The 20,884-nt window shown below is 53.3% G+C and carries 12 protein-coding genes; 4 read left to right on the top strand and 8 right to left on the bottom strand.

Annotated elements, in window-relative coordinates; all coding sequences use genetic code 11:
- Window positions 1-22: 22 nt before the first annotated feature.
- The 4 genes from kdpB to H144_RS0105010 all read right to left on the bottom strand — a co-directional run bounded on the left by kdpB (window position 23) and on the right by H144_RS0105010 (window position 5,104).
- Window positions 23-2,062: a potassium-transporting ATPase subunit KdpB gene (kdpB, locus tag H144_RS0105025; protein ID WP_019940948.1), complete on the bottom strand. Its 2,040-nt coding sequence runs from the start codon at window positions 2,060-2,062 to the stop codon at window positions 23-25.
- 13 nt (window positions 2,063-2,075) lie between these two features.
- The gene (kdpA, locus tag H144_RS0105020) at window positions 2,076-3,764 is read right to left on the bottom strand and encodes a potassium-transporting ATPase subunit KdpA (protein ID WP_019940947.1); all 1,689 of its coding nucleotides are present in this window, start codon (window positions 3,762-3,764) and stop codon (window positions 2,076-2,078) included.
- 48 nt (window positions 3,765-3,812) lie between these two features.
- Complete coding sequence (locus H144_RS35065) at window positions 3,813-3,890, bottom strand: potassium-transporting ATPase subunit F (protein ID WP_084599926.1); 78 nt, start codon at window positions 3,888-3,890, stop codon at window positions 3,813-3,815.
- A 488-nt stretch (window positions 3,891-4,378) separates the two neighbouring features.
- Window positions 4,379-5,104 (bottom strand): hypothetical protein, encoded by a 726-nt coding sequence (locus tag H144_RS0105010; RefSeq protein ID WP_019940945.1) that lies wholly within the window; start codon window positions 5,102-5,104, stop codon window positions 4,379-4,381.
- A gap of 762 nt (window positions 5,105-5,866) precedes the next feature.
- Between H144_RS0105010 and H144_RS0105005 the strand changes: the two genes are divergently transcribed.
- Window positions 5,867-6,931 (top strand): hypothetical protein, encoded by a 1,065-nt coding sequence (locus tag H144_RS0105005; RefSeq protein ID WP_169409365.1) that lies wholly within the window; start codon window positions 5,867-5,869, stop codon window positions 6,929-6,931.
- Between the two features lie 42 nt (window positions 6,932-6,973).
- Here the strand turns inward: H144_RS0105005 and H144_RS31410 are convergent, their stop codons facing one another.
- Window positions 6,974-8,296, bottom strand: coding sequence for an ankyrin repeat domain-containing protein (locus H144_RS31410; RefSeq protein ID WP_019940943.1), 1,323 nt, complete (start codon window positions 8,294-8,296; stop codon window positions 6,974-6,976).
- A gap of 165 nt (window positions 8,297-8,461) precedes the next feature.
- On the opposite strand from H144_RS31410, the gene H144_RS33150 reads away from it, so the two are divergent.
- The 3 genes from H144_RS33150 (at window position 8,462) to H144_RS0104985 (ending at window position 14,284) form a co-directional block, all read left to right on the top strand.
- Window positions 8,462-11,194: a choice-of-anchor tandem repeat GloVer-containing protein gene (locus H144_RS33150; protein WP_019940942.1), complete on the top strand. Its 2,733-nt coding sequence runs from the start codon at window positions 8,462-8,464 to the stop codon at window positions 11,192-11,194.
- 49 nt (window positions 11,195-11,243) lie between these two features.
- Window positions 11,244-13,409, top strand: coding sequence for a M4 family metallopeptidase (locus H144_RS31400; protein ID WP_019940941.1), 2,166 nt, complete (start codon window positions 11,244-11,246; stop codon window positions 13,407-13,409).
- Window positions 13,410-13,729: 320 nt separating this feature from the next.
- Complete coding sequence (locus tag H144_RS0104985) at window positions 13,730-14,284, top strand: fasciclin domain-containing protein (RefSeq protein ID WP_019940940.1); 555 nt, start codon at window positions 13,730-13,732, stop codon at window positions 14,282-14,284.
- A gap of 111 nt (window positions 14,285-14,395) precedes the next feature.
- On the opposite strand, the gene H144_RS0104980 is transcribed toward H144_RS0104985, so the two are convergent.
- The 3 genes from H144_RS0104980 to H144_RS0104970 are packed head-to-tail and all read right to left on the bottom strand — an operon-like array spanning window position 14,396 to window position 20,867.
- A complete protein-coding gene (locus H144_RS0104980; RefSeq protein WP_169409364.1) occupies window positions 14,396-16,126 on the bottom strand; it encodes a tetratricopeptide repeat protein in 1,731 nt (576 codons plus the stop codon).
- Between the two features lie 47 nt (window positions 16,127-16,173).
- Window positions 16,174-17,688: a RagB/SusD family nutrient uptake outer membrane protein gene (locus H144_RS0104975; protein ID WP_019940938.1), complete on the bottom strand. Its 1,515-nt coding sequence runs from the start codon at window positions 17,686-17,688 to the stop codon at window positions 16,174-16,176.
- Between the two features lie 2 nt (window positions 17,689-17,690).
- A complete protein-coding gene (locus H144_RS0104970) occupies window positions 17,691-20,867 on the bottom strand; it encodes a SusC/RagA family TonB-linked outer membrane protein (RefSeq protein ID WP_211220672.1) in 3,177 nt (1,058 codons plus the stop codon).
- Window positions 20,868-20,884 lie beyond the last annotated feature (17 nt).

Here is a 20,884-nt window from a genome sequence, read left to right as displayed (position 1 = left end):
CCACATAACCCGTGCGCGAACGTCAGAGCCAGATGCTTACCAGGAGGTCGATGGCCTTGATGCCCGCAAAGGGGATCAGCACGCCGCCGAGGCCGTAGATCAGCAGGTTTCTCCGCAGCAATGCACTCGCACCGATCGGCGTATATTTCACCCCTTTGAGCGCCAGCGGGATCAGGGCCGGGATAATGACCGCGTTGAAGATCACCGCCGAGAGGATCGCGCTTTCGGGACTGCTCAGGCGCATGATGTTCAGGCCCTGCAATGCCGGGATGCTCGCGATGAAGAGCGCCGGGATAATGGCGAAGTACTTGGCTACGTCGTTGGCAATGGAGAAGGTCGTGAGCGTACCGCGCGTCATGAGCAGCTGCTTACCGATTTCGACGATTTCGATCAGTTTGGTCGGGTCGTTGTCGAGGTCCACCATGTTACCAGCCTCTTTCGCTGCCTGGGTACCGCTGTTCATGGCTACGCCCACGTCGGCCTGCGCGAGGGCCGGGGCGTCGTTGGTACCGTCGCCCATCATGGCCACCAGGCGGCCTCCCTCCTGCTCCTGCTTGATGTAATTCATTTTGTCCTCAGGCTTGGCTTCGGCGATGAAGTCGTCCACACCGGCCTTTTGCGCAATGAAGCGGGCGGTGAGCGGGTTGTCGCCGGTTACCATCACGGTTTTGACACCCATTTTGCGCAGCCTTTCGAAACGCTCGCTGATACCGGGCTTGATAATATCCTGCAACTCGATCACGCCCAGCACCCTTTCGTTTTCCGAGACGACGAGCGGCGTACCGCCATTGCCCGATATTTCCCGCACTTTCGCGTCGATTTCCTCGGGGAAGCGGTTACCGGCGCTCTCCACCAGCCGGCGGATGGAGTCGAATGCGCCTTTGCGGATGCGCGTGTCCTCGAAATCCACCCCGGAGCTGCGGGTTTCGGCCGTAAATTGCACGAACCGGGGTTCGTGCAGCGTGTATGTAGTGGGCGTCGCGTTGGCCAGTTCGAGGATCGACTTGCCCTCGGGCGTTTCGTCGGCGATCGAGCTCAGCACGGCACTTTTAATGAAATGGTTGTCGGTAATGCCTTTGGCTGCGTGAAAATGCGTGGCCTTCCGGTTACCGATCGTGATCGTACCGGTTTTATCGAGCAGGAGCACGTCCACGTCGCCCGCGGTTTCTACCGCCTTACCCGATTTGGTGATCACATTCGCCCGCAGCGCCCGGTCCATCCCCGCGATACCGATCGCGGAGAGCAACCCGCCGATGGTCGTCGGGATCAGACAAACGAACAGCGAGATGAATGCTGCAATGGTGATGGGCGTTTGGGCATAACCCGCAAATGGCTCCAGGGTGATACAGACAATGACGAACACGAGCGTAAAACCGGCCAGCAGGATCGTCAATGCGATCTCGTTCGGCGTTTTCTGGCGGCTGGCGCCTTCCACGAGGGCGATCATTTTGTCAAGGAAGCTTTCGCCGGGCGCGGTGGTTACGCGCACCTTAATGCGGTCGGAAAGCACTTTGGTACCGCCCGTCACGCTGCTTTTATCACCGCCCGCCTCGCGGATCACGGGGGCCGATTCACCGGTAATGGCGCTTTCGTCGATCGTGGCGAGGCCTTCGATGATCTCCCCGTCCATCGGGATGGCATCGCCGGCTTCGCAAATGAACACGTCGCCCTTCTTCATCTGGGCCGACATCACTTCTTTCGTCGCGACATTGAAGCCCAAAGCATGATCAACGACCAGGCGGGCACGTGTTTCCTCGCGGGTTTTGCGCAGGCTGTCGGCCTGTGCCTTGCCCCTGGCTTCGGCGATGGCCTCGGCGAAGTTACCGAAGAGCAGGGTGAGGAAAAGGATCAGGAATATGGTGAAATTGTAGCCGAAAGAGCCTTGCGACTGCTCGCCTGCCAGAATCCAGAGGCTAACGACCAGCATCACCACCGTCCCGATTTCAACCGTGAACATCACGGGGTTACGGAACAACAAACGAGGATTGAGTTTGATAAACGACTGCTTGATCGCTTCGTTCACCAGATCCTTCTGGAATAAGGATGCGCTTTGATTTTTCATTTCAATATCAATATTATTTCATGGAGAAATATTCAGCGATCGGACCGAGTGTGAGGGCCGGGAAGAAGGAAAGAGCTGCGATGATCACGATCACGCCGAGGATCATCAGGCCGAACGTGGCCGAGTCGGTAGGCAATGTACCGGCGCCTTCGGGAACGAATTTCTTCCTGGCCAGCAAGCCCGCAATGGCCACCGGGCCGATAATGGGCAGGTAACGCGACAGGATGAGCACGATACCGGTGGTAATATTCCACCACGGGTTATTGTCGCCCAGCCCCTCGAAACCGCTGCCGTTGTTGGCCGCCGACGAGGTGTATTCGTACAGCATTTCACTGAAACCGTGGAAACCGGGGTTGTTCAGGTTTGCCGAGGTGATTTCGGGAAATGCCGAGGCCAGCGCCGTGCCTGCCAGGATCAGCAGCGGGTGCAGCAGCGCCACGATCATCGCGATCTTCATTTCCCGTGCTTCGATTTTTTTACCAAAAAACTCCGGCGTACGGCCGACCATCAAACCGCTGATAAATACGGCCAGAACGATGAATATAAAGAAGTTGAGAATCCCCGCGCCGCAGCCGCCGTAAAATGCGTTGGTCATCATGGCCAGCAGCTCGGTCATACCGGAAAGCGGCATCGTACTATCGTGCATGGCGTTCACAGAGCCCGTAGATATGACGGTAGTGGCTATACTCCAGAATGCCGAAGCAGCGCTCCCGAACCTCACCTCCTTGCCTTCCATCGCACCGGCGGAAATGTCTACGCCCATTTTGCCGATGGCCGGGTTACCATTTATTTCCCAGACCATCGTCGGCACGAGCAGCAGCAGGAAGCCGGCCGTCATGACGCCGAACACCATCCAGCCGAATTTCTTTCTTTGCAGGAAGAACCCGAATGCGAAGATCATCGCCAGCGGAATGATCATCTGGGAGAACATTTCGAGCATATTGGTGAAATAGTTGGGGTTTTCGAGCGGGTGCGCGGAGTTGGTACCGTAAAAACCACCGCCGTTGGTACCGAGGTGTTTGATCGCCACAAAACCCGCCACGGGCCCGGTCGAAACCTGCACAGTGTCGCCCTGGACGTTCACGATCGTGTCCTTGCCGTCGAAAGTCATCGGTGTGCCGTTGAATGCGAGGACAGCGCCCACGACAATCGACATTGGCAGTAAAATCCGCGTGCAGGATTTCACGAGCAGCGCGTAAAAGTTGCCCAGCTTGTCGGTAGTGCGGTTTTTCAATGCGATAAAGACGATCGCGGCCGCGGCCATACCCGTACCTGCGCTTACGAATTGGAGGAACATCAGGAACAGCTGCGAGAGGTAGCTCACGCCGGTTTCGCCCGAATAATGTTGCAGGTTACAGTTGACGATAAACGAAATGCTCGTGTTGAAAGCGAGGTCGGCCGTCTGGTCCGGGTTCATGTCCGGGTTCAGCGGCAGCCAGCTTTGGTTCATCAATACGAATATGCCCAGCAGGAACCACACGACGTTGATCGTCAGCAAGGCGAACATGTGTTCTTTCCAGGTCATTTCACGTTTTTCATTGATCCCGCTCACCTTGTAAAGGAGCTTGTCGAGGGGATTAAAAATCGGGTCGAGGGGCGTTTTATGGCCCGCATATACTTTTGCGATGTACGATCCGAAAGGGATTGCCAACAGCACTGTGATGGCAAACAGGACAATGACGCCCAATAATTCTGTATTCATTGATAGGAGATTTAGTCGGTTCCGGCCGCGACGGGCGGGACCGTCAGGTTAAAACTTTTCAGGTTTGACGAGTACATAGCACATGTACACAAACACGAGGATCGCAACTATGAATAGCGCTGCCATAATCAGATTTTTTCAAAATAATTGACTGAACCATAGAAGATTGCAAAGCACAAAAGCCCGGCAAGAATTAAGAGGATTGTTAACATGATAAAAACTGGTTTGATTGGATATTGTAAATTTTGTGTTGCGTATTCCGGTAATGCTCCCCTTCGGACTCTTCTTCGCCGTCTCCTGCTTCCTCCTCCGCCCCTGGCTGGGCGCCCCGTCCGTTACTGATGAATTGCTGCATTGTATTCATGAGTTAATTCCAATTTTGCGGGAAGTTTTTTCACCGCTGCGGAGGGTTACACCAAACGTATGCCTTTTTCGAAAAGAATATTTATATAACTAACAATCAATGCATTACACTTAAATCACAGAGAAAGAACCCTATCAAAATGATAAGGGTTTATCAAAAAGATATTTGATTGGCGGCAGGGATAAATGCAAAAAGGCCACCCGGAGGGCAGCCTTTTGAAATAATCAGGATTCGGAACGGTCAGGCGGATTTAAAATGGATCGTCCGAGGGAATGATGTAGGGGTGGAACAACAATTTAGCTTCCGCCATGTCCCTGTAAAATTGATAGTTATAAGGAGCCTGGCGCAAAAGCTTCGAAGTCTCGATGTTTTGTACCAAAAAATAATTGTTGCCGCCATCGATGCCATAATTGATATAAGGAGGCTTGTCGGACGCCGCGCCGTACCAGATGTAGCCCGTATTGTAAGTAAATGTGCCGCCGACGGGAATGTTGATATTAACGGGCGTCAGGTCTTCATCGGGCGGCAGCGAACCACCGTAAGTGGGATATTCGACATTGGAAGGACCGCCGGCCGCAAAATCCTTGCGTAACAGGTACCCCGTGGTACCGGCCGGCTTGGGGGCAATGCGTCGGATTGTCACCCGCACCGGTAAGTCGATGTAATACAGCAAACTCACCGAACTAACGATCCATGCCGCATACCGCGGCTCCTCGATCGAAACTTTGGGGCTTGCAGGCGTCGCCGTCGCGTACACGATCGTATCGTACCTCGGCGGGTTGTCTGGATATCTATCCACCGTGTAAAACTCCGCCTTCACAAATTCGAACTCGCAATTAAGAGCCCGCGGAGTGCCGTCGACGCGGTTGCAATTCGTCACAGGATCGGGAATGTGGTGATCCTGGCAGGAAAACGCCATCGCCGTAACGAAAACAGAAGCAAGCGCAAGAAGTTTGAGTGTTGTATAGTGTTTCATAGTGTTGAAAATGATTGTTTACGCAAACTACTAAGTCACCGGCAATTACGCAACATTAAAAATGGGAACTCCGGCTCCATTGTTAGACATTGACCGCAACATTATAAATTGATAAGCAATTAGAATAAATTTTGAAGCCGCATTTCTTGTTTTTAACTTCCGAAGTAATCCCACCTTACCTCATTTAAGATGAAACTATCACTGGCTATACTACTTTTCATCACCACTATTCTGTCGTTCATATTCTGGGCATTCCCACTCCTAACAACTGCAATTTACATAATTGTCAGCTTGGTCACCATACGAATCACATACAGCGTAACACTACGTTTCCGCGACTTTCACCGAACCGTCAAAAATGACGATTTGCACACCGTAACCTTTTTTACAATGCCTCTTAATGAAAGTGATGTAACAAAAAGACTAACTATATTTGCCAGTATCCTAATCGGCTCAATTAACGCTGCGATTGCATGGCCCACATTTTTCCTTATTACAGCTCCAAAACAACACCCAAAAGGTCCATTTTCAGAAAGCACATATCCGCCAATTATAGATACGACTATTTTCTATTTATTATCCAGCATTTTAATTTTCATTGGGTTGCACTATCATTTAGCGTCCGAAATTTATTTACACGTGTTTAACATAGTACTTTCAATTGGAATTCTTTGCACTGTACTATCCTTCTTAATATCGCGGTCTAATCTTGCGGAAGTATTTAAAAATAGGCCAAATAACATTTTTTTATCGCTAATAACGATGTCACTATTGATTACGGCTAGCCAGTTACTGCTCATTTACAATGAGCATCTATTCATCGAAATGTCTCACGAGCAAGCCATCAATTCGATAAAGGAAAATTTTTTTAAGCAAGACATACTACGCAAAGCGCTAACAGGCGTTTTTGAGATGACTCCCGGAATCTATTTAATAACTAATTTTGTAGGTCTATTATTTGCATCATCTATATTCAGCATAATCAAAAGTCCTCGTAGCTTTAAAAGGCGACCAGAAAACCACCACTCTATCAGTCATTTTTACCTCCAAGGTCACAAGTTTGACAACGCATTGCAATGGTTGCAACGAACAGAATCAAGCTCATGGACTGATCAAATGTGGCAAATCATGATTATTGCATACGTTGGCAACCACAAGTTAGATACAGCGATTATGTATACCCAAAGAATAGTTCTGGATAGGGGTGATACCGATTTTATAAATGATATCCGATGGTATTTTTTAATATCCTGGGCTAACATTTATAAATTAGATACGGAAACCATATCGATGATATTTATTAACTGGATAAAGATGTGCAAGAGCGATGGATATTTGTTTATGGCAATTAGCCAGTTTATAAAATCAGAAGAAAGGCACCAGATGGCATCCAAAATTAAACAGGAGCAATCCAAAAATTTAACTACCAGCAACTTCACTCTTTCTTTACATTTGCTAAATATTATGGACGGATCTGGTTCACACCAAGTGTTGGTTGGCGTTTGTAAGAAAATCTGCTCAGATAACACATTAGATTTAGTAACAAGATATTGTGCTGCAACATTTATTGACCCATTTATTTTTATATCTAACACTAGTTCAAAAGATTTGCGAATTGCCCTCATTGGTATAGAGAAGATTATTCGACAGATTACTAAACAGCAAGACCTTGTATTTGTCTTAGCAAACTACCTTGGCATTATTGCAAGCATACAGAATGAGGAGTTAAAAAATCTTTCACGCGATATATATCAACGGAATAAGATTCGAGTAACCGAACCTCACTACCTGCAATATCTAGTCTTCGAAAAAGTAGCGATGAGTTAGTAAGTAGATTTCTAATTTGAGATCTACACAATACAAAACATCTCACCCCTCCCACCCCAGCAATTCGTCCACCGGTGCATAACCGGTAGGCAGCGCTATACCATCGGTTTTTGCGCCGGCTTGCAGCAATATTTCCACCGATTTGGGGGTTCGGCGGTCCATCCAATAGGAATCGGTGCAGGCGCGGGCGGCGAGCTGCATGGGCGTAAGGCCGTTGGCGTCGGGCGTTTCCACGGGCGAACCGCGGCGGATAAGCAGGTCGATCACCTGGGGATAGGCCAGCCATGCGGCGACGTGAATGGCCAGGCTGCCTTTGGGAATGCCCCAGTAGCCGTCGCCGGATTCGAAGGGTTCGTCGACTTTGACGCCCAGGTCGAGGAGCATGCCTACGCCTTCCGCATTACCGCACGAAGCGAACCGGGCGAGCAGTTCCCCGCCCATGGCGAGCAGGTTTTTCAGCAGATAAGGGGCGCTGTTGGCGATGGATTGCGCCTCGGGCGTATCGCCGAATGCACACGCCTGGATGAGTTTGTCGAGCCCCTTCAATGTGTAAGGGATATTGCGTTTTCGCAGCTCGGCGAGCACGTCCGCGCGGCCTGCGCGCGCGGCTTTTGCAGCAGCGGTGAGGCCTTCTACCTGTATTTCGGGGTTTGCGCCGTGGTCGAGCAGGAGTTGCAGAAAAGCGATGTGGTTCACCCTCGCCAATGCGTGGTGGAAGGGCGACGTATTGAACCAGACCGTGTTCGGGTCGGTGCCTTGTTCGAGCAGCCATTTTGCTCCGTGGTAGTCATGGAAATCGTGCTTGCGGATGAGCATGAGCGCGAGGTTAACGGGCGTCACCTTCCCGGTTTCGACCAATGCCTTCATGGCGCTGTTTTCGTCCGTTTCGGGCGAATGGTACACGGCCTCTTCGTCGTTGGGGTCGGCGCCGAATGCGAGCAGCAGTTTCGTCATCGCCTCGTCGTGCGCGATGCCCGCGGCTCCATACAGCGCCGTTTCGAATTCCGGGAACTGACCCGTCGTCCGGAAACCCGAATTCGGGTCTACTCCTGCTTCCAGCAATGCGCGCGCAGCTTCGAGAAATCCGGCACCACGTTCCTTTTCCAGCCGCAGGTATTTCGACATACACAAATACACGAGTGCATTGCCGCCGAACGGTGCCGCCGTGCGCGCGCCGTTAGCAGGGTCGTCTGCCAGCAAACGCGTGACCAATGCCGCATTGCCCAATATCGCCGCCGTAAAAATGCTCATTTCGGCGACTTCGGGATGCTGTTCAAGCAGGGCATTGGCCTCGTCCAGCGGACCGTGCCAGATGGCAGCGCGGATGAAGGTGGTTTGGAGGTCTTCGGACGTATTTTCGGTCATGGCTATCGTTTTTGAAGGTAAATGCCGTGAAAAATAGAAAATTACAGGACGTGATTCAAGGGCGGAAAGGCCGTTGAAAAGAAATGTAGCGGCGCATTGATTTTTGTATCCTGCTGAATACAAATTAGGGCTATATTTACGCCTACTCAACGTTATTCGACAAAAATGAAGCTACACTTCTATATTAAGCGCGCCTTGGCTTCCTTGCTATGCGCATGCATCACACTCTCAGCCAACGCCCAGGCAACCAGCGAGCTCTGGGGAACCACCCGCTCCGACGGGTACCGCAACCAGGGATCGATCTTTTCTACGGGAGCCGACGGCACCAACCTCGCGGTCAGGCACCAGTTCGGATATGAAAGGCAAGGCAGGGTAATAAGCGATATCGTAGCATTCAACGGGGAATTTTACGCCACGGAAACCAACCAGCTCACCGACGATCCGGTCGGGATTGCGGGTACCCTCTTCAAATGGGACCCGGTTACCAACGTGTACACCACACTCCACCGGTTTAACAGTGCGACGGGCAGAACGCCATCGGTGAACCTGTACCTGAAAAACGGCAAGCTTTACGGCAATACCCGGTATGGGGGAGCGCAGGACAAGGGCGTGATTTTCGAGTTCGACCCTGCCGCCAATAGTTACCAGGTAATGGTTGACATTGCCACCCTTCTACCCTCCGCAGAGGGCAGTGAGGAATCTTTCAGCCTGATCAACGGTAAATTTTACGGGGTGTTCACGACCAGAACCGGCTTTACGGGCAATACCCTTTATGAATGGGACCCTGAAACCCGCACGCTCGGCAGCACGTTTCAGGCCGATGGCGAGCTCACTTCGCGGGGCACCCATGAGCCATTTGGCAAAATGGTCGAATACCAGGGGAAACTCTACTCGGCCACGAACGAGGGAGGGCAATCGGGATACGGCGAGATTGTCGAATGGGACCTGGCGACGAATACCTACGTCGGGAAAGCATCGTTCCCGTGGCAGGGTGGCCGGCCCAATTCCGCTTTGACATTGAAAGACGGCAAGTTGTACGGCATCCTGTCGCTCGGCGAGCTGTTTGAATTCGACCCGGCCACGAGCGCGATGACGATCAAAATGAAGCTGCCTTCGGGGATCAGTACCAACAGCCCGGTGGGTTTTACGCTTTATAACGGCAAGCTGTTCGGGCAGGCAAACGGCGGTGCGGGCAATAATGGCTTTATATTTGAATGGGACCCGGCTACGAATGTGTTCACCAACCGGTTCGACTTCACGAATGGCCGTAACGGCGCCTTTCAGGGCCAGATGTTCGAATGGCAGGGCAAATTATGGGGGCGCAGGCCGGTCGGCATTCTCGCCGACAACAACGGGGAATTGTACTCGTGGGACCCTGCTACCAATGCATTCGACGGAAAGTTCGTATTCAATGTCTGTGAGGGGCGCGGCGTTAAGTCGGGTTTCACATTGGTGGGCAGCAAGCTCTACGGCATGGCCTATGGCGGCGGTGCTTCCGACCTGGGCGTGATCTACCGGTTCGATCCGCTCACGGAGGAATTTAAAATACTGCAAAACCTCAATGCGACGAAAGGGTCGCGGCCGCTGGGCGATCTCGTGCATCAGAACGGGAAGCTCTACGGCATGACGCAGGCTGGCGGGACCTACGGCGCGGGCACGCTGTTCGAGCTGGATATTCAGTCCAATACTTTCACCAAAAAGGTCGATTTCGTCGCTACGAATGGCAAACAACCCTCCGGGAGCCTGACGGCGCAGGGCGGGAAATTCTACGGCATGACCACCTTCGGCGGGTTTTACGATCTCGGCGTGATCTTCGAATGGGACCCGGTGACGAATGTTTATACCAAAAAGCTGGATTTCACCGACGCGACGGGCGGCAGGCCTAACGGCGAGCTGCTGTTCAGAAACGGAAAGTTTTACGGCACTACCAGCACCGGCAGCCCCACGGCAGGCGGATCGCTCTTCGAATGGGACCCGGTGAGCAATACCATTACGAAGCAGCAGAACCTGAACAGCACCCAGGGCATGAAACCCAACGGATCTTTCATTGTGTATAACAATAAATTGTACACCCTTTCCACGACGGGCGGCGGGCGCAACCTCGGGACCGTGCTCGAATGGGACACGGAGGCGAACACGATCTGGGCGCCCCTGCACGTGGGCTCGGACCTGAGCGGGGTCATGACCCTGAGCAACGGGAAATTCTACTTCCTCGCCAGGGACCCCGGCTATGTGGTGGAATGGAACCCGGTCAACAATGCGTTCAAATATACCAGCACTTTCTCCGCCGACTATGATAGCCCGCTGGGCCGCTGGCCTTCCGTTTCGACCTTGACGCTGATTCCCGAAGGCGCATTGCCGGTTACGCTGGTGGATTTCAAAGCAAAACTGCAAGAAAACCAGGGCCTGCTCACCTGGCGCACGACGGAAGAATCCAACTTCTCGCATTTTGAACTGCAAAGAAGCCACGACGCGAAGACTTTCACGGCCATCGGCGAGGTAAGCCCCTCCCCGACCGGCCGGTACAGCTTCACCGATAGCCGTTTGAACGAAATAACCGGCCCCCACGCCTACTACCGTTTGAAAATGATCGACCGGGCCTCCGACGATGGCACCGCGGACGGTCAGGACGGCGCTTTCGCGTACTCGGCGATCGTGCAGCTGGCATTGCCGGCAGCGGGGAATTTTGTATACCCTAACCCTGCCGCGACGACGCTGCATGTGAAGCATTCCTCGGAAACGACCGGTGCGTGGCAGCTCACCAATGCGGAAGGGAATGCCGTAATGAGCGGAAAGTCGGACGGCGCGGGGCTCAAACTGGACGTAAGGACACTCAGGACGGGCATTTACTTCCTGCGGTTCTCAAACGGCCAGACGTTCAAGGTGCTGAAAAACTAGCGGTGCCTGTACGCTTTTTTAAACTACACTCACCTTACTCAACACAGGTATGAAACGACAGTTATCAGTCCTCGTGCAGCTGCTGCTGTGCGCGCACATAACCCTTGCCCAAACGTCCACGCGGGAAGAAATCGAGGCATTTGCAACTGCCACCGGCGCCAAAGCGACGATCGATTCGGCCACCCGCTCGCTCTCCTTCCTGCGGTTTCCCTACCCGAATGCATTGCAGGTTACCGGTGCCGATGCACGTGAAAAATCGCTGAATTTTGTCTCGCAGCACCGGGCATTGTTCGGCCTCCGGGCCGGCACCGACGAGCTGCAATTCAGGGAACTGAAAACGGACCTGTTCTTCCTCGACCACGTCACATTGCAGCAGACTTACAAGGGCGTACTGGTTTGGGAGGGGGTCATGCGGTTTCATTACGACATTAATAAGCGCCTTTCGGCGGTAAACGGCAATTACATTGCGGATATCAACGTCAATACCGTGCCTGCAATAACCCGGCAGCAGGCGGAGGCCACTGCCCTGGCACTGGTAACGGCGCAAAATCTGAATAAAACGGGTGCGCCCCTGAAAGTGACCGGGAGCGCATTGTACATTTTCCAAAAAGGCCTTGCGCAGGGCGTGAACGGCGCCAAGGTGCTGGCCTACGAAGTGGAGGTGCGTAACGACGCCGACGTGCGCGAATTCCTGTATATCGACGCCCATACCGGCCAGCTCGCAGAGCAGTTTACCGGCATACACGCGATCGACAGGCGGCAATATGACGGCTCGATAGCCCCGGAAAACCTGAAATGGTCGGACGCCAGCGGCGCGAATGGCTCGTATACCGTTGGCTATGAATCGCGGAAGGCGGAAGTCGATGTATCGGGGCATGTGTACAATATCATGAAGAGCGCATTCGGGTGGGTGTCGTACGATAACCGGGATTCGCCGATGATCACCGTTTTTAACACGCCGAATTTTGAATGCCCCCAGGGCAGCTGGAATGGCGTAAGCGCCAATTTCTGCGCCGACTACTCGACAGACGACATTGTAGGCCACGAGTGGGCGCACGCTTACATCGAACACACGGCCGGGCTCGTCACCAAGGGCCAGCCCGGCGCGATCGACGAAGCCCTGGCCGATGTATGGGGCGAGATCGTGGACCGGAATAACGACGGCTACATGGATAGCTTCGAAGAATACCCGAGAACCAACAATTGCGGCGGTTCATCGTGGAAGATCGGAGAATACATGGGTGTAGGAACCCGAGACATGTTCAAACCGGATTGTATGGGTTATCCCGGAAAGCTTTCCGATCCGCAATATGTGTGTGCCAATGGCGGCGATGTACACAAAAACAGCACGGTACTAAGCCACGCATTTGCATTGATAGGCAATGGCGGCAGCTACAACGGACAGACGTTCAAAGCGACGAGCATTCACAAGCTCGCGCACATTGCCTGGCGCGCGCAATGGGCGTACATGACCAAAACCACCGACTTCGCGGCTATGGCCGACATTCTGGAAGCGGCCGCAAGCGACCTGGTTGCCTTCGACCTTCCCGCACTATCGTCCAAAACCGACGCCCCGCCGACCTTCCGCGAGGCCATTACGGCGGCAGATTTGACGGAGCTGAGCAAGGCTATTACCGCCGTGGAACTGCGGGGAGCCAGTTCCTGCACCCCATTGCCCGTTACACTGGCCCGTTTCGAGGGAAGAAATACGCCGGAAGGCAACCTGCTCGAATGGACCACGAGCTCGGAAAGCAACAATGCCTATTTCGCCATTGAAAAAAGCACCAACGCCCGCCACTTCACCGAAGCCGGCCGCGTGCAGGGCGCAGGAAATGCTTCGTCGACCAGCTCATACAGTTTCACGGACACCTATTTCGACAAAGGTATTACCTACTATCGCCTCAGACAGGTGGATACCGACAGCACTTTCGCATACAGCCGCATCGTGGCCATCGACGCGCCCGCGAGCCGGAATGTCCGCTTCTATCCGAACCCGGTACAATCATCCCTCCACATAGAGCTTCCCGAATGGAAGAATGCGGAGGTGACCGTGCGGGTGACAAACGCATCCGGACAAACGGTGATCGTTCAGAAAAAGGCCCGGATACAAAATGGCAAACTGGATGTGCAGTTCGCCAAACAACCGTCGGGCATTTACCACGTGTCGATCGCCAACGGCGAGAACCGGCACCTGCTGGCGGTGTTCAAGCTTTGATGATTTTACCCGGAATGACTTGGGCGGAAGTAGCTCCCCACTTGCCTCATCCCGCACGGTTCCGCCGACAATCATTTTCTGAGAAAAAGCGACGCGTGTAAATGCAACGATGCAAACGGCTGTTCAAAAATATCTTGTCATCGTACTTCGACCGTCATTCGTTGGTATAACCATCCTCCCTTTGCGTCCGTAATGAAATATTGGGCAATATTATGTGTATTAAGCGGGAGCTTCGATCCATGCAGGTACCAGCTAGCGTAGATTGGTTGTGCTGATCGATCGCACACACTTAATTGTTCACTTTACAAGCTGACTACACAATGAAAAAGCTAAATTTCTTTCTCGCATTGATCACTTTACTCGTGATTGGAAACCATTCGTTCGCACAGGAAAAAACCGTAACCGTTGGTGGAGCGCCCATGTATCCATCCAAAAACATCATTGAAAATGCCGTCAATTCCAAAGACCACACGACACTCGTAGCAGCCGTAAAAGCGGCCGGGTTGGTCGAAACCCTTTCCGGTGCAGGCCCGTTCACGGTGTTTGCCCCCACCAACATGGCATTCGACAAATTGCCCAAAGGCACCGTCGATATGCTGGTTAAGCCTGAAAACAAAGAGATGCTTACCGGTATTTTGACCTACCACGTCGTTGCCGGCAACATGAGTGCAGCCGATCTGATGAAAGCCATTAAAGATGGCGGTGGTAAAGCAATGCTGAAAACTGTGGCGGGCGGTGAACTTACTGCGATGCAAAAAGGGAAAAAGATCGTCCTGACCGATGCAAAAGGAAACAATGCAATGGTGACGATACCCGACGTTTTTCAATCGAACGGCGTAATCCATGTAATCGACACCGTGCTGATGCCGAAATAAAATCAGTTAACCCATCGTCCCGGCCGATTTCGGGGCGATGGGTTAGCATTGGTCTTTGCGACCTGGTACCGCCGGGTGAGAAGCAAGTTTTAGCCGGCCTCCCAGATCACCTCATAGCGGAAACAAAGTTTTGTCACCCTGCTTAATCACTTCGTTCAGCTGCGCTGCCAGTTCTTTCGCTTTCAGGTTGTCTCCTTTCTTTTTATACACTTTGTAGAGTCCCCATAATGCGTTGGCGCTGTTGGGACGCTTCCTGGCCAGGTCTTCGTAAGCTTTGATCGCCAGATCGTATTGGCCGGCCTTGAGGTATACCTCCCCCAAGCTGATCAATACCGGCCTGGCGTAGGACGGCGGCTCGCTGTAACCCAGGTCGTGTTCTTTCTTTTGCGCCACTTTCAGAATGCGGATCGCCTCTTCGTCCTTGTTTTCCAGGCTTTTGATCAGGCCCTGCAATTCCAGCGAAGCCACATTGAGATCGCCCAGCCTTCTGGAAGCAATCACCTCGTCGGGGGACGACTGGGTGCTGTTGCGGAACAAATGCGCGTCCAGAGCATCGGAATATTTTTTGGCCTCCTCGGGTTTGCCGCGTTTGACGGCGTCCATGCCCAACGCAAAATAGTACAAGCCGTCCTTGTAGCCGATGGCCTTGCCCGTAAAAATGCTGTCCTTATCGTTGATCAGTTTCAGGCGGTCGGCGGCTTTTTTGTAATACCCGAAACACAGCTCCATCTTAGCCGGCGCGATAATGCCCTGGTAAAAGAAACGCCCCTCGTATTTGGCTTTGCGTTCTCTGGTCACCGGCATGTTTTGCAGCTTCTCGGCGTAGTAGAGAGCCGTTTGATAATGCCCGTTTTCGGCGCTGTTGGAGAGCAGGTAGTTAATATTGTGAATGTAATTCCAGGTATCCACTTCGGGGATGTGCTGCTTTTTCATATAAACAGAATCCACCGCCACCGCTTCCAGGAAGGCCTGGTGGGCTTTCTGATACTGGCCCAACTTGTAGTACACATGCCCCGGCATATGAACCATATGCGCGGCGCCGGGTGTGAGCAGCCGGATGCGCTCGGAGCTTTTAAGGGCCTCCTCGGGGCAGCAGTTTTCCATTAAATGGATCCAGTAATGATGTGCGCCCGCATTGTCGGGGTCGGATTTGAGAACGTCGCGGAGCAAATATTCACTGTAAATCTGCCCTTCGCGCGGGTTCAGGTCCACGTCGTAGCCGCTCATTTTGCTCAATGCCAGAAAAAGCTTGGCGTCCACGTCATCAGGGTATTTATGCACGATGATTTCGAGTTTTTGCTGGTATTGCTTCCGGCTGTTCTCGCCCGGGGCGTCGCGGACCAGAATGGCTTCGGCGTAGAGCTTTTCGTGCTCGCTGGCCTTGTCTTTCAAAGCTTTCAGTTTCCTGACTGCCAATTTTTTGTCACTGTCAAAATCAGGCCCTTCGGTGGCACCAATGGCACTATACAGGCCCCAGTAAGGCATCACAGCCGACGAATCGAGCCGGATGGCCTCTTTAAACGAACGATAGGCCTCAAAATCCCAGAAATCGTGCAGGAGCGCAACGCCCTGGGCAAAATATTTTTGCGCCTGTTCGGATTTCGTCGTGATTTTAAAGGCGGAAGTTCCGATGCCTTCGAGGAACTGCGCGGGCGGCAGGTTATGCACGTAGGCAGTCTCCTTGCGATAGGCCTGAATGTGGTCCAGGTGGTTGTGGGCAAACTCGTTTTCATCCACGTGATGCGCGTGGTCGTGCGCGCTGGTTTGCGCCTGTCCCTGCCGGTCGCGCTGGGCGAAGGCGGAAATGGAGATCAGGCAGCATAAAACAAATGGGATTCTCATGTTTTCTGGTTGAATGGGCTCGCCCGGCATGCCGGGCACCACTGCTTTCAAAGGTTCGGATTGTTATTGATTTCGTTGAGCGGAATGGGGAAAAGGTAGTATTTGCTGTTGGGTACCAATGGCGTGCCGTCGGGGAATTTGGTGATCCAATGGCCCAGGACGCTCACCGTTGCCCCGCGGGTGTCGACAAACTTCTCTGTCGTTTCCTTCCTTACCGGCGCGGTTTGCAGCCGCAGAATATCGTACAGGCGGAAACCTTCACCCCAGAGTTCCTTGCGGCGTTCGAGCAAAATCTCTTCGATCAATGCCGCCTGACCCAGGCCCGAAATATCGGCCAGGTTACGCTGGCGCCGGAGCTCGTTCAGCGTTGCCGTTGCACCCGGCACGTCATTGAGACGTGCTTTGCTTTCCGCTTCGATCAACAGCTGTTCCGACGAGCGCATCAGCACGATATGCGCGTCGTGGTTCGGGTATTTATTCCTGAATTTCTTGTACCGGTAGCCCCTGTAAAGTGCCTCGGCAGGCTGTTTCGCAATTTCAAAAAGCGATTTCCGAATATCCTTCGCGTCGAACAGGGCTATAAAATTCGGATCGGGCATGATGCTGTTGTAGCCATAGTAGAGATTGGTCCCGGCCGCATCCGTGGCGTAAGGCGTCGTTTCAATGTAAGCCGTATAGGAGGCGCCGCCCTTGTTCTGTGCGAGCGTTTGCGGGTGCCCCCATATCCATTCGGAGTTGCTGACGTCGTTGAAACCCTGGGTATACTGGTCGGCGGACATGATCGGGTATCCGGCGCGGGCCTTAACGGCATAGTCGCGGGCAAGCGCCCATTTCTCCTGTGTCAGGTACGCGCGGGCAAACAGCCCATACACGACATTCAGGTTAGGCCGGTTTTTGACCTGGCGCTCAAACCCGGCGAGCAACTTTTCGGCCTCCGTCAGGTCGCTGATCACCAGGTCGTAGATTTCCTTCACCGTCGCACGCGGGCGCGGCACCGTGGCGGGCGTGGTAGGCTCCGTATAAATGGGCACCGCCCTGGCATTGGCGTCTTTGGCATAGGTAAACTGGTATTGCCGCACGAGGTTCAGGTAATTGTGCGCCCGGAGTGCATGCGCCTGCCCTTTGAGGTGTTTCAGGCTCGCCTTGCTTCCCTCATCGATTTTCACATTGGCAATAATGTTGTTGGCATGGTCGATGGATGTGTATTGCAATGTCCAGAAAAACAATGCGCGGCGGGTAGTGTTATCGAACGGGTCGCGGTATGGATACGAATCGCGGAACCCGTAACGGCCATCGCGTGCGAATGCGTCCTCACCCATTACGTCGTGCGTGAGGAAAATTGTCGGGAGGCCGGGATTATCCTGCGAGGTGCTGTTTTCGAGCAAAAAACGGATTGAACCATTGATAAATGCGTCGATATTGGCTTCCGAGGAGAACACCTCGGGTGTGGTGATCTGGGTGGCCGGGGATGTATTGAAAAACTCGTCGCCACACGAGGTAAGCATGGCGGCGGCAATGAGTAGGATGCTGAATTTCCGTATCATGGTGGGATTAAGCTTCATAATTAAAATGATACATTAAGAACTGCCGAAAAGGATTTCTGTGCCGGATAACGGTAGTAGGTCGATCCTGAAACAGTTTGTTCGGGGTCCATTCCCTTGTGGCCGTAGAAAGTGAGAATATTGTCACCTACGAGGCGCAGCTTCACGTCGTTCAACGTCAGGCGGGATACCAGTGCGCGTGGCAAGGTGTAGGTAAGCGAAATGTTCTTCAACCGCGCATAGCTGGCGTCATACAGGAAGCGCGTGGAGGGAATGCTGTTCCAGGAGTCTGAAACGTAGGAAAGTCGCGGGTAATCCGTTTGGGTGTTTTCCGGTGTCCAGCGGTTGAGCGCCTCGTTCGACCAGGCACGGCCGGGCGCATTGCCCAGGTGCGTCACCATCGGCTGGTCGCCGTCGAACACCTTGCCGCCGATGCTGTACGAGAGCAGGAAAGAGAATTCGAAGTTTTTGTAGGCAATGCTGTTGTTGAAACCGCCGTAGAAATCGGGCAGCGAGCTACCCTGGAAGTAAGGGGTAGCTTCCGTCTGGTTTTCGGTCGTCGTTCTGCCGGTCACATTTTTGTTTTCGTCAAGCACGTCCTTATACCAGGTTGCCTTACCGTTCTGGGGGTTTACGCCGGCCCATTCTTTGATATAAAAATCATAGACCGAACCGCCTTCCACCAGCTTTTTGGTATTGCCATACTGCCCTATCGCACCCGTGAGAATCTCCTTTTGCGGCAGTTTGGTGATTTTGTTGGTATAATGTCCGAAGTTCAGCGTGGTGCTCCAGCGGAAATCCTTGTCGCGGAACGGTACGCCGGTAATCTGGCCGTCGATGCCGCGGTTACTCAATGAGCCGATGTTGGCGCTGATGCCGCCGTAGCCTGTGGAGGGAGACAATGGTCTGTTAAACAACAAATCCTTCGAGCGGCGATCGAAAACGTCGATCTGCGCAATGAGCCGGTTGTCGAACAGCGATACGTCCACGCCGAAGTTCAGGTTGAGGTTGGTTTCCCATTTCAAATCGGGTGTAGGCAGGTCGGATGGCAGCAGGCCCAGCTTGTCGAGGCTGTTGTAAATGGAATAGAACCCGCCGTAAGCGTAATTACCGACCTTATCATTGCCTTGTGCCCCGTAGCTCGCACGCAGGTTCAGGTTATCCAGGCGGGAAACGTCTTTCAGGAAAGGTTCCTGCTTGATATTCCACGCTGCACCCACCGACCAGAAATTACCCCAGCGCGACTGCTTGCTGAAACGCGACGAGCCATCACGGCGGTAGCTGGTCGAGAAATGGTAGCGGCCGAGATAATCGTAATCCAGCTTGGCCAGCCCGCTCGCGAGCTTGTAATCCGAAGAAGTCCCGTTAAAAACCCCGCTTACCGTTCCCGCCGAAGGCTCTGTTTTGCCCAAAACCTGGAAACCGGTGCGGCTTCCCGAAAGTTGCGACAGATTCACGACGTAAACTTCCGGGCCGGCGAGCAGGTTCAGTGAATGACTTCCGCCCAGATTGACCGAATAGTTCAGGAAGCTGTTCACGGTGTAGTTGAGCCCGCGTTCGGCGCTTCGGGATGCGGAACCGGCACCATCGGTGATCACCCCGGTGCTGTAATACGAGTGCGAATAGGTATGCGACGTGATGGCCCGGTAATCAATGTTGGCCGTTGTTTTCAGGAAAAGCCCCTTTGCGAATGTGAGCGTAAAATTCGTTCCGAGCAGCACAGCGTCGGTCTGGTCTCCGGAAATGGCGTTTTCTGCCGAGCCGAGGATATTGGAGCCGCTGGCAGCCGTGGTAGGGCGCCATCTGCCGTAATCCCATTTTTTATTCCCCTGCTCGTCCAAAATGTAGGAACCGTCCGGGTTTCGTTCGTAAACCGGGTAAATATCCGAGATAAGTCGCTGGAAATTAGCGAAGTTACCGGTATTGCTATCTTCCTGGGTAGGCGATTTTTGCAAGCCTGACGACAGCGAGATATTTGCGCCGATATCGAGCCAGTTGTTGACTTTCGACTGCAAGTTGGTGCGCAGGTTGAATCGTCTGAAATCGGAGGTTCTGATCCAGCCCTGTTCATTGAGATAACCTGCCGAGAGGAAATATCTGGTACTCGCACTTCCGCCGCTGACGCTCAGGTCGTACTGCTGGCGTACGCCGGGGCGTGAAATGGCCTTACCCCAGCTGTCGTTCCAGAGCGGCGTCGCACCAGGCACCAGTTTGCCGTCCAGGCCCACCGGCCGGGGATAGCCAGGCCCGAAAATGTTCACTTTCAACGACCCGTCCACGAGATAGTCGGTGGCATACTGCGCTGCCGCCTCGGCGGTTTTGCCCTGATCCACCTGCGTGTTGCGGATCGCTTCCCATTGCAGTTCGTAGTAGTCTTTGGCCGACAAATATTTGTAATCTTTGACGGCGCGGCCGGTAATGCCGTAGTTGACGGAAAAATTAAATGTCGGTTTGGCATTCAGAGAACCCGTTTTGGTAGTGATCACGATTACACCATTGGCCCCTCTCGAACCATACAGCGCACTCGCCGTCGCGTCTTTCAGGACCGAAATCGATTGAATATCCCTCGGATTAAGGTTGTTGGCATTGTCTACCGGGATACCGTCCACCACGTACAATGGTGCCGTGGACGCATTCACCGACCCAACACCCCTGACGTACAGATCGGCGTCGGCGCCTGGCTGGCCCGCCGACGCAATGGATTGAAGGCCCGGAATCGTTCCCTGTAATGCCTTGCCGACCGTTGTAATTTGCAGGGTTTCGATATCTTTCGCATTGACCACGGCCACAGACCCGGTATAACTCGACCTTTTGGAAGTCGTGTAACCTACCACCACGGTTTCATCCAGCTGGTTAGTCGACTCCGCCAGCCGGATGTTGAGCGGTTCCTGTGCAGAGGTGGCGGTAACTTCCTGGGTTTTGTATCCCAAATAGCTTATTGCAAGCGTAACAGGTATCGATTTGCTGGAAATGCTGAAATTCCCGTTCCCATCGGTAACGGTCCCCTCACCTGCCGACCGGATGGTGATCGTCGCGCCAGCTATTACCTGGTTGGTCTCATCGCGCACCGTTCCTCTGATCACGTTTTGGGCGTGGCTGGCGAAGACAACGCCAAGCACGAGGAGCAACGCATATTTCATTTTTTGTAAATAGGAGCCCGCATCATGGCGCCGAGGAGTGAGTAGTAATTGAATTCTCATAAATGGTTTTTGTTTTT

This window comes from Dyadobacter beijingensis DSM 21582 (assembly GCF_000382205.1).
In the GTDB taxonomy this organism is placed as follows: Bacteria; Bacteroidota; Bacteroidia; order Cytophagales; family Spirosomataceae; genus Dyadobacter; species Dyadobacter beijingensis.
Note: the sequence above shows the minus strand (reverse complement) of the source record. Positions and strands in the feature narration are given on the sequence as shown.